The following is a 16285-nucleotide window of genomic DNA, read 5'->3' as shown; positions in this document are numbered from 1 at the left end:
CCAACGCCCGTTACACTGTTTATATTTCAACCAAATTGGCACAAATGGTTGCAGGTCAGCGCACACAGGCCAATGTGTGACCGAGCACGCAGGAAGCAACAGGGACGCGCCGGAAATATGCACAAGCAAACTCACTGTCAGGATCTGGTACTGATTGGCGGCGGTCACAGCCACCTTGTGCTTTTGCAGCAGTGGGCGAAGCAACCGCTGCCCGGCGTGCGCCTGACACTTGTCTCGCCCCAGGTGCAAAGCCCCTATTCCCCCATGGTGCCCGGCCTGATTGCCGGACATTACAGCCATAGCGATATCCACATAGACCTGCCGCGGCTTTGCCAGGCCGCCGGGGCACGCTTCATTCACGCGTGCGCGCACAATATTGATCCACTGGAAAATCGGGTGTCGTTACTGGGCCGTCCGGACCTGGCGTTTGATTTCCTTTCCCTAGCGGTGGGGGCGTCGCCGTGTCATGACATTCCCGGTTCGGAGCTTGCGGTGCCGGTCAAGCCGATCGGGCAGTTCTATCGCTACTGGGAGCAGCTCAGGCAGCAGATACATCGCAAACACCAGCCATTGAAGCTCGGTATCATCGGTGGTGGTGCAGGAGGCTGCGAATTGGCGATGGCGATCGCCTGCGCACTGGAGGAGCCGCTCTATAGCGGCCGCGTGGAATTGCACCTGGTGCAGTCCGGAAAGAAAATTCCCGCCGATTTTCCGTTGCTGGCGCGCCGCCTGGCCGCGCGGGAAATGGCGCGCTTAAAAATTCAGGTGCACAGCAACTGGCGCGTAACAGAAATCACCGCGCGTGGAATCTACAGCGATGAAGGGCGATTTATCGCCCTCGATAAGGTCTTGCTGTGTACCGAGTCCTCGGCACCGCCGTGGCTGGCACAAGCGGGCCTGGCCATTGATCAGCGCGGGTTTGTCCAGGTGGACGACTACCTGCGCTCCATCAGCCACCCGCACATTTTCGCTGCCGGGGATGTGGCCGGGACCAGTGCTGCTCAGCCCAAATCCTCGCAGGCGGCGCGCCAGCAGGGGCCAACCCTGTTTCACAATGTGCGCGCAGCACTGCAAGATGCATCACTGAAAAGCTATCGCCCACGGGGCCGCTTCCTGCAGCGCTTGAGCTGTGGCGATCAGCAGGCGATCACGGCTTACCGGGGCCTGGCGGCGGCGAGCACACTATTCTGGCATGCCAAAGACCGTGCCGATCGCCACTTCGTGGATCAGATCAATCACTTACCGCTATCCCGTTTTGTCCGCAGTCGCGCTGCAAGTGTGCACCGTGCCGTCGACGAAAATACGCTCGGGGATGGCGCACTGGGGAGCGACCTGTTTGATCAGGCACTGGCGCGGCTCGCGCAATCCGCCACCAAGCAATCCACCACCAACCAATCCACCACAAAAGAGACCCGTGAAGAAGACGCTCTTGCGTGCGCGCGCAGCAGCGCGTTAACGCCCACCACCAGCGCACTCGAGGTGCCCGATGACAAATTGCTGGTGCAACACGCCGAGCAGCTGTGTGCGCCGGTACAAGACCCGTGGCTATTTGGCCGCCTCGCAGCACAACACAGCCTCTCGCCACTGTTCGCCCTGCAGGCTCAGCCCGTTTCCGCCCAGGCACTGGTCACGCTGCCAACCCAGTTACCCAATGCCTCCGCCGCCCTCGCCAGCCGCGATTTACAACTGATACTCGACGGCGCTGCGCGCGAACTCAATCAGTATGACTGTACCCTTGCCGGGGGACAGCTCCTCGAAGGCCCGGCGGCGCAAATCGGCCTGACGCTCAACGGCAGTGGCAATCGCAGTTTGTTGACAGGGCGCGGCCGTGTGCACGCTGGCGACTGCCTGATTCTCACCAAACCACTGGGCAACGGCGCACTGTTTGCTGCCCAAGCACAGGGCAAGGCCCGGGCGCGCTGGCTGCAGCAGGCACTGGATACCATGTTGCAAAGCAATCTGACTGCAGCAAATATTTTTGTGCGCAATCGCGTGCGTGTCATGACGCCCGTGCATCGCGCGGGCCTGCTCGGGCAAGTAGTAGAAATACTGCGCTGGCACGCGCAGCCGCTTGGTGATGCAATGCACCCGGCACAGGCCGCGAGCCTGGGCGTGAGTATTCTCGCCGATGCACTGCCATTTTTAACCGGCGCCACCTACTGCGCTGAACACGCGGTACTGTCCTACCTGCATCAACACAATGCACGCAATTACCGGGCGATACAAAACCCCGGTTTCTGGCAAGGAAAACCACATCTACCCATGCTGGTAGATCCGCAAATTTGTGGTGGCCTGCTGGGTGCTGTGCCAGCGCAACATGCGGATCAATGTATTTCTGCACTGCACGCAGCGGGGTGGCGGCACGCTGCCGTTATCGGCTTTGTGGACACGCTGGGCATGGAGAGTGGCCCGCACCCACACGCCATCAGCCAACCCATCTATTTGGCAAAAGGCAGTGACTGGAAACAGCTCGCAACCAATCACGCTGCCGTAACGCTGTAAATCCCACTCTGCATGCGCGGGCATACGCCCGCCTGCACCAGCGCCACGGCTGGAATTTCCTTTCACCCGAGACCATTTCTGGTGTAACCAATCATTGATTGCCAAACACAAATCGTACAGGGATACTGCTGGTATCTGGTTGGATAGATGTGTCGCGACTTTTCTATTCGACCATGCACCTGTCGATCGTGCACACGGGGCGCGCCGGTGCAGTAAAAATATTATAAATCGGGTCACACAGAGCGCTGCGAAGAGCCAAAATACATACGCTCTACAGGAAACTCTGTTATGAAAAAAATCGTCATTATTGGCGGCGGCGCCGGGGGACTGCAGCTCGCCACCAGTCTTGGACGCCACTTCTCTTTCGGTCGTTTTGGTCGCCGCAAAAAATCGCCGGCGGCACAAATAACGCTGGTGGATAAAAACCGCACCCATATCTGGAAACCACTGCTGCACCAGGTTGCCACTGGCGCGCTGGATTCAAGCCTCGACGCCCTCAACTATCAGGTGCATGCCCGTGCCCATGGCTATCAGTTCGAGCTGGGCAGCCTGAAAGCGCTCGACCGAAAAAACAAAACGGTGGAGCTGGCGGAAGTGCACAATGCCGATGGCGCACCGCTGGTGCCGGCACGCAAACTCGACTACGACTACCTGGTAATCGCCCTCGGCAGCCAAAGCAACGATTTCCATACACCAGGTGTGCGCAAACACTGCCAGTTTCTCGACAGTGCTGCGCAGGCGCAAAAGTTTCACAGTCGCCTGCTCGATCAATTCCTGCTACTCGACAGTCAGGTGGTAGCGTCGGTGCAGATTGCCATTGTCGGCGGCGGCGCCACCGGCGTGGAGCTGGCGGCGGAGCTGGTGGACTCGGTACAGGAGATGGGCCATTACAGTCGTATCAAAAATGGCGACCTCAAGGTAACCCTGATTGAGGCCGGCCCGCACCTGCTACCGGCACTACCGCCGCGTCTGGGTAACAGCTCGGAAAAGGAACTCACCAAGATTGGCGTACGAGTACTCACCAGTACCCAGGTCGCGGAAGCAACCAGCTCTGGCTTTGTGACAAAGGACGGAGAAGAAATTCCCGCAGCCATGCGCGTGTGGGCCGCTGGGGTTAAAGCTCCGGACTTCCTGCAGCACCTGGACGACCTGCAACTCAACCGACAGAACCAGATAGAAGTCGCAGCGACCCTGCGCAGTGTCACCGACCCGGCGATCTTTGCCCTAGGTGATTGTGCCGGCTGTGTCGACGGGCATGGTGTAAAAGTGCCGCCACGTGCGCAGTCCGCCCAACAAATGTCAAAGACACTCAGCGAAAACCTGATCCGACTGGTGGAAGCGGATAGCAGTAGCGATGCCGACGGCGAAGAGGCAACTTTGCAACCCTTCATTTACAAAGATCGCGGTTCGCTGGTTTCCCTGTCCAAGTTCGACGCCGTCGGCAACCTGATGGGCGGGCTGGTGAAGGGCAGCCTCACCATTGAAGGCAGATTGGCGGGCGTTGCCTACCGCTCCCTGTATCGCATGCACCTGGCGGCAATACACGGCTGGCCCAAGGCCATGCTGCTGTACGTCATCGGCCAGGCCAACCGCTTCGTAAGCCCGCGGCTCAAGATGCACTAGCGCGCCTCTTTGCTGAGCTCGCCGCTGCCGGTACCATGGCAGAAATTTCGCTAGGTAGCGGCGGCACGCGCAGTAATGACCACTCCACCACGGATTTCCCCCACCCTCAGCAACCCGACACTGTCTGTTCTGGCCCTCGCGGTCCTGGCGGGCTCTGCCCAGGCACTGGGCGAAGATCCAGCCACCGCGCTGGAACAGGTTTCCGTGACCGCAGCGCGGACCCCGCAGCCCCTGGTTTCTCAAGCGCCTTCCGTCAGTATCGTCAGCGGGGAAACCCTTGCCGCGATCGGCGCGGTGCATCCCAGCCAGGCCCTGTCCTCGGTACCGGGAGTGAATATCAATCGCGGCAATGGCCAGGAAAGCCTGATCGGCCTGCGCTCCCCGGTACTCACCGGTGCCGGCAGTTGTGGCGCTTTTGCAATCACCCAGGACGGTATTCCGGTACGCGGCACCGGCTTCTGTAACGTCAACCAGCTGTTTGACACGCATTTCGAACAGGCTGGCCGCATCGAAGTACTGCGCGGCCCCGGTACCGTGCTGTACGGCTCCGACGCGCAGCACGGGGTGATCAACGTGCTGAGTGCGGCCCCGGTGCAGGGGCGTGAATCCTCAATAGGAATCGAGGCTGGCGCCAACGACTACCAGCGTGTGCAGCTGACGCACAGCCAGGGCGACGACCAGGGCGGCACGCGTGTCGATTTTACCGGCGCGCGCGACCGCGGTTACAAGGAAGACTCCGGCTATGACCAGCAGAAACTGCAACTGCGCAATGACCGGCAGTGGCAGAACTGGTCCATCACCGCACTGCTCAACCTGAGCAACCTGAACCAGGAAACCGCGGGCTACGTGGTAGGCAAAGATGCTTACAGAGACGACGCGCGCAAGCGGGAAAACCCCTATCCCGAGGCCTTCCGCGACAGCCGGGCGGCACGGGCGCAGCTAAAGCTGCAGCGCACCCTGAGTAATGGCGATGTCTTGCAAATCTCGCCTTACGCCCGCTACACCGACATGGCATTTCTGATGCACTTTCTGCCTGGCACTCCGCTGGAGGAAAACGGCCAGCAAGGACTCGGGGTACAAACTGCACTGCGCCAACAGATTGATCCGGCGCTGACGCTGACCAGTGGCGTGGACCTCGAATTTACCGACGGCTGGCTCAAGCAGACTCAGCAAGGTGGCTTCTCGGTGTTTCCCGCCGGTAAGCACTATGACTACTCGGTGTCCGCAGCCGTCGCGGCGATTTTTTCCCAGGCGGACTGGCAATTCGGCGAGCGCACCACCGGCAGTATTGGCGCGCGCGGTGAATACCTGCGCTACGACTACAACAACCAGATGATTGGTGGGGATACCCAGGACAACGGCGATATCTGCAACAGCGGATTTACCGGCGCCATTGGCTGCCGCTATTCCCGCCCGGACGACCGCCAGGATGACTTTGCCAACCTGTCCCTAAACGCTAGCCTCACCCGTCAGCTGAGCGAACAGTTTACCGGTGTCTTGCGCCTGGCGAGCGGTTTCCGCGCGCCACAGGCAACCGAGTTGTATCGCCTGCAGAATGGCCAGACCCGCGCCGACCTGGATTCAGAATCCATCGACAGCCTGGAAGCCAGTTTCCGCTTCACCGATGACACACTGGGCTACAGCCTCACCGGGTTTTACATGGAAAAGTCGGACGTGGTGTTCCAGTCATCAGACCGCCTCAACCTGAGCGATGGCGAGAGCCGCCACTACGGTCTGGAATACGAACTGGACTGGCGCTTCAGCGAGGCTTGGCGACTGGCAGCCAGTGGCACCTTTGCCCGCCACCTGTACACCAATGATCTGAGCGCACCGGGAGCAGGCCCTATCGCCAGTGATGGTAACGACATCGATACCGCGCCGCGCGCCATACATAACCTCAATTTGGCATGGCAGCCGACTGACGCCACGCAGATCGCCCTGCAGTGGCAGTACACCGGCGGCTACTTTACCGATATTGGCAACGCCCACCGCTACGGCGGTCACCGGCTATTGCACCTGCGTGCCCAGCAAGCCCTGGGCAACCGCACATCGGTTGGTTTGCGCATCGAGAATTTGGCGGATGTGGATTATGCAGAGCGCGCCGACTACTCCAGCCTGGGCGGTGGTGACCGCTATTTTATCGGCGAGCCACGCAGCGTTTATGCGGACGTAGAATTCCGTTTTTAATCGGGCCATGAAGCGCGCCTGGTCTCAGGGCCTGATCACCACAGGCCCACCGCGGTTGATACCCGGCGCCTTCCAGGTTTCTTCCCAGAACAGTTTCCACTGCATTGGCCAGCTGAGTCCGCAGCGCACCTCACCCTCGGCAAAGCGATAATCGATGCACGGCACGTCGATTGCCGGGTTACCCACCTCGGTGAATTGTGGCTGCCGGTAGCGGTAGTAATCAATCAGGTAGCGCAGGCCATCGTCGATCTGCCGGTAACGAAAGCGCAGTCGCGTCGGTGTATTGGTGACCCCGGTCACGCCCTCGCCTTCGCGGTACCAGTCGACCAACTCACCGCGGGCACCATAGATCCGAGTGGTAGTCAGCAGGCTCTGTTGTTCGTCATTGCCATTAAAGGTCGCGATTTCGGTTTCACGCAGCTGGCCGCGGGTGTTATAGCGATAGTTGGTAACGGTGGTCGCTTCGGGAAATCCGTTGTCATCATTATCCAAGTCCATTTCCACGCGTAACAACAGGTCATCAGTGGAATAGCGGTAGGTGAAGGTACGGCGGGATTCCACCACACCGTCGGCATCCAGGTCGAAGGCCCAGCTCTCCTCGCGCAATCGCCCATTGCTCTCATACAGGAACTCGTAGGTGTTGATACGGTCCACCTGGCCATCATCGTTATCGTCGAAGCGCACCGTTTCCCTCAGCAACCGGGCGCCAGCGCCATAGACATACAGCACCTGTCGTCGCCGATCGATCACGCCGTCTGCGCGGAATTCCACACCGTCATCTTCGGTTTCCAAGACTTCGAATGGCTGGCCGATATCGTTATAGAAATATTCGAAACGCAGGCGGCGCTGCACCAGACCATCAGCATTGCGGTCCGATTCTTCCAGCCGTAAACGCAGCAAGCCATCTTCGTCGTACAGGCTCTCTATGGCGAAAATCGCATCCACTTCCCCGCTGACGGTGAAATCCTGCTCAAATACATACAAATCGAGATTACTGCCTGCGTCGTAGCCAAACACGAAACGGCGTTGCTCCTCAGGCAGCACACGCCCATCCTGCTCGATGATTTCCACCAGCAAGCCGTGGTCACCGTAGAAGCGCTCGGAGGTATAGAAGAAATTTACAATCCCGTTTTCTTCGAGATCAGTTTCACGCAACACGAACACTGCGCGGCCGAGGTCGTCATAGGTATATTCCAAACGCTCGCGCCAACGGTCCAGATCGTCCGGGAACAGCGAATAGCGTATATCCCGCGGCAACCCCAAATCGTTATAGCGCCACTGGATACGCTGTTCGATGATGTCGTCGTCATTGAAATCGCGGGTTTCATCCAACAACACCAAAGTCGGGATCAAAAGACCCAGGGCATCGTAGAGGTACAGCAGGGGTGCATCCAGCGGCAGCTGGTAGCGGATTTCAAACTGGCTTTTGATTGCCGGGAGAGAATCGAGTCCGCGGCGATAGGGGAAGGCATAGAGGTCAAAATCGAAATTGACGCTGTAGCCGCGCAGCTCCGTGTCCCAGTCCGTCAGGTCAATACCGTTACTCGGGTCCTGATCGCGGTCGAGGATCAGAAAGAACAGCATCATATTGGACGCCAGATCCAGCGCATCTACCCGCTGGTGGTCCTCCAGCGCCACCCGGAATTCCCACTCCTCGGTGAGGGGAAGTGTACCGGCGAGATTAAACGGACTCATTCTGGGCCGGGCGAGTGCCGCACCCAGTTCGACACCACCCAGTGAGAATCGAATGCGCTCTCCCTGGCGGTAACGGAAGCGCCCCTCGTCATCGGTCAGGCCGGAGAAGCTCGGCGTCTCGTAAAACAGCCCCTTGATGTCACCGACAAACACACCGGTTTTTTCCTCACCGGTATTCGCGGTGCCAGCACTGATCGTAGCGGGGGTATTGGTGGCACTGGTGGTGGCCGCGCGTGGTGCTTCGCCGGGGCGAGGGGCACTGTTATCATCGTTGTCGGAACGACAGCCGGCAACGCAGATACATAGAATTAAGGGGATTCCCGCTAACAGCAGCCAGCGGCGAAAATCGACACCCGGTAAAGCGAGCCTGAATGGCACTGGGCACTCCTTGTCGAACTACAACTAAAAACTCCGTTCGCATCAGAAAAAGTATTGCCGATATCCCCTGTCACGGCCGCTCGCACTACGCGGTAAAGCACCTTTTGACGCAAAATGGCCGATATCCTTCGACCTCAGGATGAGCATGCCGCCTGCGTAAAAAAATGTACGTCAGGCGCACGAAAAAAAGCCCCCGGCAGCGGCAGCTAGCGAGGGCTTTTTCATGCAGGCGCGGAAAGGAAAATCAAATTTTCCAGGACTGCACCTTCTCCAGTCCGTGTTCGGCAACCCACTGGTTCAACTGCTTCGGATTACGCTTTTTCTTCTCGATGGTGGCGTTGGTGTAGGGATTGCGATAGTGGCCAGTTTCCAGCTTTGGCTCCGCCGGCTTATTGGTCGCGGGCTTGCGACCCGCACGGCGCGGCGTTTCACCATCGCGCTTTAGGGCACGGGCAACACGCGCCTTCAGGGAGCGCACATATTCCGGCGCGTCATCGTCACTGAGTTGAGCGACCAGCCAATCTACGATCATTTCGCCACGCGCCGGGAAGAACTCCTCTTCCTTCATATTGTATTCGGCCGCCAGGTTTACCAGCGCTTTATCAAAGGCGATAACGCCCTGTTTTTTACGCTCGGCCTGAGCCATCTGCTCCTGCAGCTCCTCAATTTTGGCCTGGTGTGCAGCGATTTGTTGTTCGATCTGATCGTAATCTTGAAACATATATATAGAGCCTCGATATATATTGTGCATAAACGTCTTCTAACTAGATGACGCGTTTTATTTTGTACTTGGATGCGGCAAGCCGCTTTGAATTGAAACAGCAAATAACGAAGAGTACGAAATTACGGGGTAACCCCCCCTATTCCGCGCTGATATATTCCCCATTAATGCGGCGATCTGTCCTGTATTTGCGAATATGCAGCCTTTACACATAAACAAGACACACCAAATTGCAGTTGGTATGCCACAGGTATCACGGATCTTGGGCGGTTTGACCCAGTAACGACTGACAATCAGGATTGCTGGAAACCACAGCGAACAACCGGTACAAATTAGCCTTGGGAATAATAACCGACTTACGTCTAATTATCTGAATTACAGAATTAGAATAACTAATCAGGTAGACAGCATTACTAAATCGTAAACCCGAACAAGACAAAAATAATACCGATTTCCGATATTTCAAGTGCACTTAGGAAACTATTCCTCGCTGACTCTTCGCAGACGGCACCACAAACCTCCAGCGGCGCTCCCAGCGAGGGCTGCGCATAATACTGGTTTGATATTCAATAGCCAACTATTACCCACTTGTTTGTATATGCTTTTGCGTTCATCGATTCCGTCGATATCGATACTGGGATATTACCAAGCAGTTGCTAAGCACGCCGGCCGCACATTTGTCTCCAGACTGCCAAACCACTGTTCTATTCTTTTGCTGAGGATGAGGACTTTCGCCACCAGGGGATAAAACAAGGGGATCGAGCACATGCGTAAAATAAGGGATATCCACCATATGCCCACACTTGCGGCACTGATGACACCCTTCCCCTATCACATCGATATCGACTCCCCCATCGAGGCCGCCGAATCACTGATGGAGGAACACCAGGTACATCACCTCCCGGTCACCCGTGACGGAGATCTGGAAACCATTATCTCCCGCGGCGATATCGATCGCGTCCAGTCCCCGGGGCACCGTCTGGAAGAACAGCAGCTTTACGTGCGTGACCTGTGTGCCCGGCGCCCATACATCGCCGATATCCACGATCCGCTGGACAGGATTCTACTGGCCATGGCGGACACCGGGATCGGCTCGGTGCTGGTGATGAAAGAGGGTGAGCTCGCGGGTATCGTCACGGTGACGGATGCCCTGCGATTCTGCAGTGAATACCTGACGGACCTGACGCAGGAGCCCGGTGACGACATTGCGTGACAGGCCCCTCTTTAGGGCAGACGCCATAACTGGCTCAAAGACCGGCTTCAGGACCAGCTCCAAGACCAGGTTCGAGACCAGCTTCACGACCCGCTATAACGGCCACACCCACAACAGGGTGGGCACCGCGACCAGAATGACCAGTATTTCCAGCGGCAATCCCATCGGCCAGTAATCGCTAAATTTAAACCCGCCAGGGCTCAGGATCAGTGTGTTGTTCTGATGCCCCACCGGGGTGAGGAAGGCACAGGACGCACCAATCGCCACCGCCATCAAAAAACTGTCGGGGTTCACATGTAGCTGCTCCGCGGCACTGAGCGCAATCGCGCACATCACCGCCGCGGTAGCAGCATTGTTCATAAAGTCCGACAGTGTCATGGTGACCACCAAAATCAAGACAAGCGCGTACAGCGGATTCTCCTGCGCCAGGTTTTCCAGCATGGTTTTTGCCACCACATCGGCGGCGCCCGTGGAATCCATAACCTGCGCCACGGCGATTAATGCGCCCAACAAGACCACCACGGAACCGTCCACGGCTTCGTAGGCATTGCGCAATGGCACCACTTTCAGCGCCATAAACGCGAGCACACAGGTGGCAAACGAAATGGCGGCGGGCAGCAGGCCGAATGCGGCACCCGCTACCGCCAATGCCATGGCTACGAGTGCCACGTATGCCTTTTCCTTATTCGGCATACTGATATCGCGTTGCGCGAGAGGCACGCAGCGTTGTTCGTTGGCAAAGCGAGCCAGGTTCTCCTCACTGCCCATCATCAATAATGTGTCGCCACTCATCAGTGGCGTGGAGCGTAGGCGTTTCACGGAACGGCGCCCCTGGCGCGACAGCGCCAGCAGGTTCGTTTCATAGCGCCCCGCGAGGCGTAAATGTTCAGCACTGCGACCAATCAGGTAAGAGTCCGGCAACACCACCAGCTCGCGCATCACCAGGTCATCTTTATCTCTGGTGCGCTTGTCGTCACTGTCTTTCCTGGTTTCCTTTTTGCTTTCCTTGCCCGGCTCTGGCTCGCCGTCCAGCATATCGGCAGATTCAGCAATGGTGTCTTGTGCCGCATCGGCGGCCGATGCTTCTTGCGCCGCGGAGGAAGGGGCTTTGGCCGCCTCAACCGGCGGCGTGTCCGCGGCCAAACTGAGCCCCAGACTGGACAGCACCGACGACAGGGATGCGGGCTCCGCCTCAATCAACAACAGGTCGCCAGCCCGCACACGCAGGCCGGGCATGGCGGTGGATACCCGTGCATTGTTGTGCACCAACCCGATCACCTGGGCGTCGTCGTCGCCAATCATTTTCACCAGTTCGGCGAGGGACTTGCCAATGGCAGCGCTCTTGTCCCCCACCAGCGCTTCGGTGAGGTAGGTACCGGTATCGAATGTGTTGGCCCCCGCCTGGGTACGCGCCGGCACCAGTCGCCAGCCAATCAGCGCGACAAACGCGATGCCCACCAGCGCCACCACCACCCCCACCGGGGTAAAGTCGAACATGCCGTAGCCGCCGGCGCCGGTATTGGCACGGAAGCCAGAAACGATCAAATTCGGGGGAGTGCCGATCAGGGTGGTCATGCCGCCAAGGATGGTGCCAAACGACAATGGCATCAGAACCTTGCCCGGGGGCAACTGGTGGCGGTCGGCAAGGTCGGTGGCAACCGGCATCAACAGGGCCATGGCGCCGACGTTGTTCATAAACCCGGACATCGCTGCCCCCAGAGCGGTCAGCGTGGCGATGGCCATGGTAATGCCGCCGCGCTTCGGCACCACATTTTGCGCCAATGCATCCATTGCACCGGTGCTTTGCAGGCCGCGGCTCAGGATCAACACACAGGCCACCGTCACCACCGCCGGATGGCCGAAGCCGGAAAAGGCATCTTCGGGTTCGATCAAGCCGGTGAACACACAGGCCAACAAGGATGCCAGCGCCACCATGTCGTGACGCCAGTGGCCCCAGATAAACAGGCCGATGGTGACGACAATAATGCCAAGAATCGTAATCTGGTCGAGGGCCATAGAGGAAGAAGATTCCGCTTCTGATTCGGCCCGAAGAAATTCATTGGGCTATCCACAAACATAGTGGAAAAGCACCATGCGTATCGATAAACCTGGGAAAACGTGGGAAAAAAACGTCGGCAAACGAAACCACAGACATGAAAGCAGGGAGTCAGTCCTACCGGTGCAGTCCCAAGGCTGCCGTCCTACTGGTTAGACAGCTGCAAGCGTTTGAGGCCAAAGCGCTTGGACAGGATACGGTCGCGCAGCCAGCGCGGCAGCCAGCGGGCCATCCACGGCAACAGCCGGCTCTTGTTGCCAATGCGCAGGATCGACCCCGGGCGCTTGCGCAACAGCTCCGCGGCCAGGCGTTTGGCGAGGTCTCGGGCCAGAGTGGCATTCTGCTGGGATTCCACAGCGCGCGCACGCACATGGTCTTCACTGCGCTTGTACCAGGAATCCGGTGCCAGCAACCCGCGCAGGGAAGTCTCGGCATGACGGCCAAATTCGGAAGCAATAGCGCCGGGCTGTACGGTAACCACACGGATACCAAACGGCTTCAGTTCCAGGCGCAGTACATCGGACAGGGTGTGCAGGGCAGACTTGGACGCACAGTAGGCGCCGGAGAACGGCGTCGGCATCACCCCGGAGACAGACCCAATATTACAAATCACCCCACTGCGGTGCGATTTGAGCAGCGGCGCACAGGCGCGCGCCAGGGCCATGGGGGCGAATACATTAGTGTGAAACTGGGCTTCCAGCGCACGAGTGTCCAGCTCCAGCAGCGGGCCCATCTGCCCGTAACCGGCATTGTTGACCAGGATATCCAGGCGTCCGTAGGCCGTCTTGATGGCGTGCACCACACGGTTGATATCCGCCTGGCTGTTAACGTCGAGGGATTCCGTAGCAATCCCCACATCCGCCAGTTCCAGCAAGCTTTCGGCACGGCGCGCGGTGGCAATCACAATGGTGCCCCGCGCGTGCAGAGCCAACGCCAGCTCGCGGCCGATGCCGCTGGAGCAGCCGGTAATCAGCGCTACCCGATCTGGCACCACGTAGCCGCGACCGATCTGCGCCAGGCTCTCGGCGGCAAAACCCTGATCGGAAGGGCGGAAGCGGTTGGCGGGTAGCTTGCTCACGTGTACTGCTCCAATAGTGCGCTCTGTCTCAGTTGGCTGGGCTCAGTTGGCAGTTTCCGGGGACTGCTTGAAGTAGGGGTTCTGGATCAGGCCAAATACATTGCCGAACGGGTCGAGGAAGCTGGCCATCAGGATACCCTCACCAACATCAACAATTTCCCCATGCAGGCGGGCGCCCAGCTCGCTCATGCGCTCAACCTGTGCCGCGATGTCCGTGACACCCCAGTAGGCCACTACGCCATCCGCGCGGCTGATCACATTGCGCGCGCTGGGGTCGAGCCCCAGCTCAAAGCCACCGACATTGAAACCCACGTAGCATTCCGCATCAAAATACGGCTCGGTTTCAAGCAGGGTGGTATACCAGGCCTTGGCTTCCTGCAGGTCGGTAACGCCGTAGATAACACTTTGTACCCCAGAAAACTGACTCACCTAAGACCTCCCTCGGGCGATTTGTTTCCGGCGTCCAGGCGTCTCAAGGGACCATTGTCGCCGGCTTATTCTTGTTTGTTTTTCGGCCAGGAAGAGACGCTATTGCAGCTCCTGTTCCAGCTGTTCGAGCAGGTCGAGGGGTTCGATCTCTTCCCCTTCCATATCGTCGTTCCAGTTGATACCTACCAGCAGCACATCCTGGTGCATGCCTTCCAGCCAGTCATCCATAAACTCTTCGAGATCGATCGGGACAACTTGGTAGCTGGACCAGTCATCGGCGACATGCGCCTCGGCATATTCCCGCTGCGACCAGAACGGCATGACGTCGGTATCGGCACGACGCTCCGATTCACACAGGGCAAAGCCCTCTTCACCTTCCAGTGCCCATACGCAGCCCTGCTCTACCGCTTCCGGCAAAAAGCGGGCGCAGTTTTCCTCAAAGTCGTCTCCGAGAGGTTCCAATTCCATACCGGCTAGCCTTAAAAATGATGCTGGCAGTTTACGCCAGAATGGGGTGGATAAGTAGAAACTTGCGCTGGGATGCGATTCTTGTGCGAAAGCCCCACTATGGAAAGCACTTAGAGCTGCAAGCGATGCCCATTTTCCTTGAGCCAGCGTCGCAGCTGTTTGTAGTCAGGACATAGGCTGGCCACCAAAGCCCAGAATTCGCGCCCGTGATTGTGATGCCGCAAATGACAGACCTCGTGGATCACCAGGTAGTCCACCACGGGCTCCGGCGCCAGGCACACCAACCAGTTGTACTGAAGCTCACCGCGGATGGTGCAGTGTCCCCACTTACTGCGTGTGCGCCGCACTTTTACCGACGAGAATTGCAGCCCGAGCAAGCCGGCAAACTGCTGCGACTTGCCGGTTAATAGCGCCAGCGCCTCGCGCTGATACAGCTTCTGCAACGCGGACTGGAGCTGCCCCTCATCGGGCTGTTTGATGCGGCTATACAGCTGGATGTAGCCATCGCGTATGCCGGCATCGGCGGCACAGGCCGCGCGGTCCAGCTCCAGGGTTTTACCCAGCCAGGGAAACTTCGCTCCGAACGCGAAGTGATGTTCAGGAACCTGCGCCTGGCGATGTGCGAGGCCACGCAACTGGTCGCGCACCCAGGCAATATTGTCGCGCAGGAACTGGTGGCCATGGCGCTCGGCACAGCGCTGCGGAATCCGCACTTCCGCACCTTTCTCCGTCACCACTAACCCCAACCGCTTGCGCCGTGGCGAACGTGAAAGGCGGTAGGAAATATCCTCGAAGGTAAACAGGTCCCCGGTCACACGATTTACTTAAATTAGAAAATTTGGAACAGAAAAATTAGCGCGCCGGAATCGGCACCACGGCCATGGTGATGCGGGAAATACAATTGAGCTTACCGCGTGCGTCGTGAATGCGGATTTCCCACACCTGGCTGGTGCGGCCAATGTGCACTGCGGTTGCCTTGCCGGTTACCTCGCCGTCGGCCACAGGGCGCAGGTGATTGGCATTGATCTCCTGGCCAACACAGTAAAATTTCTCGGTATCCACCACCATGTTTGCGGCCATGGAACCGAGCGTTTCCGCCAGGGCGACGCTGGCGCCGCCGTGCAGGATACCGAACGGCTGGCGGGTGCGCTCGTCGACGGGCATGGTGCCCACAATAAAGTCATCGCCGAGCTCGGTGAGCTGCATTCCCAGGTAGGTCGGCATACTGTTTGCCATGGATTGGTTTGCAGCATCCAGGTCAATGTCGCCGTGCCAGATCGCCATATCATCACCTCTCGATATTTCTTCAATTAGCGTGAGAAATATCAGTAAAACAGCAGCGGATTGAAAGCACCAAAGCCGCCAAAGCGCATCATCTCACCTTCCAGGTGGCGCATCTCCCGCCGCAGGCTGCGGCGCTGGCTACGCAGGGCGCGGGCCTCTTCTTTGGTCTCAGCCTTTTCCAGGGCCTCTTCGATACGATATATCTCTCGTTCGGCATCTTCGTAGCGGTCAACCAGCGCATTGTACTGTTGCTCCGCCTGATACACCGCGAGGCCACGCTCGTAGTTGACGAGGAACAGGTCAGCAGTGGGGCCGGTGCACACGCCTTCATAATCGCGTCCGCGACGCCCCACCACAAAGCCGTTTTCCGGCGTGCAGTATTGCTCCACCCCCGCTTCATGGCCTTGCATCCAGGCATTGGTATCGGTGCGCACTCCGTACTCATGGCACTTCTGCGCAATTTTGTACACGGTTGCCTGACTTCTACCACGCGCGCCATCCTCGAGGCCGCGCTCGTACCAGAGCCCAGCCTGGCACTCACTTTCAGAGATTACCGCGCAGCCACTGCCGAGCAGAATCCATGCGGGCAAGGCAATCAGGGCGATCAGCTTCCAGCTTTTTATTGGGGTGGTCATAAGGGGTTCCGCCATT

13 protein-coding genes are annotated in these 16285 nt (G+C 58.4%); 4 read left to right on the top strand and 9 right to left on the bottom strand.

Annotated elements, in window-relative coordinates:
• Positions 1–117 precede the first annotated feature (117 nt).
• The 3 genes from selD to AS89_RS0100355 all read left to right on the top strand — a co-directional run bounded on the left by selD (position 118) and on the right by AS89_RS0100355 (position 6312).
• Entirely contained in the window at positions 118–2502 is a 2385-nt protein-coding gene (gene selD, locus AS89_RS0100365; RefSeq protein ID WP_010130226.1) for a selenide, water dikinase SelD, read from the top strand.
• Between the two features lie 288 nt (positions 2503–2790).
• Complete coding sequence (locus AS89_RS0100360) at positions 2791–4125, top strand: NAD(P)/FAD-dependent oxidoreductase (RefSeq protein ID WP_010130225.1); 1335 nt, start codon at positions 2791–2793, stop codon at positions 4123–4125.
• Positions 4126–4200: 75 nt separating this feature from the next.
• Entirely contained in the window at positions 4201–6312 is a 2112-nt protein-coding gene (locus AS89_RS0100355; protein ID WP_010130223.1) for a TonB-dependent receptor, read from the top strand.
• Between the two features lie 24 nt (positions 6313–6336).
• On the opposite strand, the gene AS89_RS0100350 is transcribed toward AS89_RS0100355, so the two are convergent.
• Together AS89_RS0100350 and AS89_RS0100345 are read right to left on the bottom strand one after the other, a co-directional pair.
• Positions 6337–8385 (bottom strand): hypothetical protein, encoded by a 2049-nt coding sequence (locus AS89_RS0100350; protein ID WP_010130222.1) that lies wholly within the window; start codon positions 8383–8385, stop codon positions 6337–6339.
• A 244-nt stretch (positions 8386–8629) separates the two neighbouring features.
• The gene (locus tag AS89_RS0100345; protein ID WP_010130221.1) at positions 8630–9106 is read right to left on the bottom strand and encodes a hypothetical protein; all 477 of its coding nucleotides are present in this window, start codon (positions 9104–9106) and stop codon (positions 8630–8632) included.
• A 766-nt stretch (positions 9107–9872) separates the two neighbouring features.
• Here AS89_RS0100345 and AS89_RS0100340 point away from each other — a divergent pair.
• Positions 9873–10319, top strand: coding sequence for a CBS domain-containing protein (locus tag AS89_RS0100340; RefSeq protein ID WP_237709606.1), 447 nt, complete (start codon positions 9873–9875; stop codon positions 10317–10319).
• A gap of 93 nt (positions 10320–10412) precedes the next feature.
• Here the strand turns inward: AS89_RS0100340 and AS89_RS0100335 are convergent, their stop codons facing one another.
• The 7 genes from AS89_RS0100335 to AS89_RS0100305 form a co-directional block, all read right to left on the bottom strand.
• Positions 10413–12335, bottom strand: a complete 1923-nt coding sequence (locus AS89_RS0100335) for an SLC13 family permease (RefSeq protein WP_010130218.1) — start codon at positions 12333–12335, stop codon at positions 10413–10415.
• A 185-nt stretch (positions 12336–12520) separates the two neighbouring features.
• Positions 12521–13453: an SDR family oxidoreductase gene (locus AS89_RS0100330; protein WP_010130217.1), complete on the bottom strand. Its 933-nt coding sequence runs from the start codon at positions 13451–13453 to the stop codon at positions 12521–12523.
• A gap of 42 nt (positions 13454–13495) precedes the next feature.
• Positions 13496–13882 (bottom strand): VOC family protein, encoded by a 387-nt coding sequence (locus AS89_RS0100325; protein WP_010130216.1) that lies wholly within the window; start codon positions 13880–13882, stop codon positions 13496–13498.
• 99 nt (positions 13883–13981) lie between these two features.
• Positions 13982–14350 (bottom strand): DUF2750 domain-containing protein, encoded by a 369-nt coding sequence (locus tag AS89_RS0100320; RefSeq protein ID WP_010130215.1) that lies wholly within the window; start codon positions 14348–14350, stop codon positions 13982–13984.
• Positions 14351–14460: 110 nt separating this feature from the next.
• Entirely contained in the window at positions 14461–15165 is a 705-nt protein-coding gene (locus AS89_RS0100315) for a M48 family metallopeptidase (RefSeq protein WP_010130214.1), read from the bottom strand.
• Positions 15166–15202: 37 nt separating this feature from the next.
• Positions 15203–15634: a hotdog fold thioesterase gene (locus tag AS89_RS0100310; protein WP_010130213.1), complete on the bottom strand. Its 432-nt coding sequence runs from the start codon at positions 15632–15634 to the stop codon at positions 15203–15205.
• 41 nt (positions 15635–15675) lie between these two features.
• Entirely contained in the window at positions 15676–16269 is a 594-nt protein-coding gene (locus AS89_RS0100305) for a DUF2799 domain-containing protein (protein ID WP_010130212.1), read from the bottom strand.
• Between the last annotated feature and the right edge of the window lie 16 nt (positions 16270–16285).

This window comes from Microbulbifer agarilyticus S89 (genome assembly GCF_000220505.1).
In the GTDB taxonomy this organism is placed as follows: Bacteria; Pseudomonadota; Gammaproteobacteria; order Pseudomonadales; family Cellvibrionaceae; genus Microbulbifer; species Microbulbifer agarilyticus_B.
Note: the sequence above shows the minus strand (reverse complement) of the source record. Positions and strands in the feature narration are given on the sequence as shown.

Bases quoted from the DNA above. Each gene is read 5' to 3' on its own strand.
- AS89_RS0100340 (WP_237709606.1), top strand. From the start codon at position 9,873: ATGCGTAAAATAAGGGATATCCACCATATGCCCACACTTGCGGCACTG.
- AS89_RS0100360 (WP_010130225.1), top strand. From the start codon at position 2,791: ATGAAAAAAATCGTCATTATTGGCGGCGGCGCCGGGGGACTGCAGCTC.
- AS89_RS0100345 (WP_010130221.1), bottom strand. From the start codon at position 9,106: ATGTTTCAAGATTACGATCAGATCGAACAACAAATCGCTGCACACCAG.
- AS89_RS0100355 (WP_010130223.1), top strand. From the start codon at position 4,201: ATGACCACTCCACCACGGATTTCCCCCACCCTCAGCAACCCGACACTG.
- selD (WP_010130226.1), top strand. From the start codon at position 118: ATGCACAAGCAAACTCACTGTCAGGATCTGGTACTGATTGGCGGCGGT.
- AS89_RS0100320 (WP_010130215.1), bottom strand. From the start codon at position 14,350: ATGGAATTGGAACCTCTCGGAGACGACTTTGAGGAAAACTGCGCCCGC.
- AS89_RS0100305 (WP_010130212.1), bottom strand. From the start codon at position 16,269: ATGACCACCCCAATAAAAAGCTGGAAGCTGATCGCCCTGATTGCCTTG.
- AS89_RS0100335 (WP_010130218.1), bottom strand. From the start codon at position 12,335: ATGGCCCTCGACCAGATTACGATTCTTGGCATTATTGTCGTCACCATC.
- AS89_RS0100310 (WP_010130213.1), bottom strand. From the start codon at position 15,634: ATGGCGATCTGGCACGGCGACATTGACCTGGATGCTGCAAACCAATCC.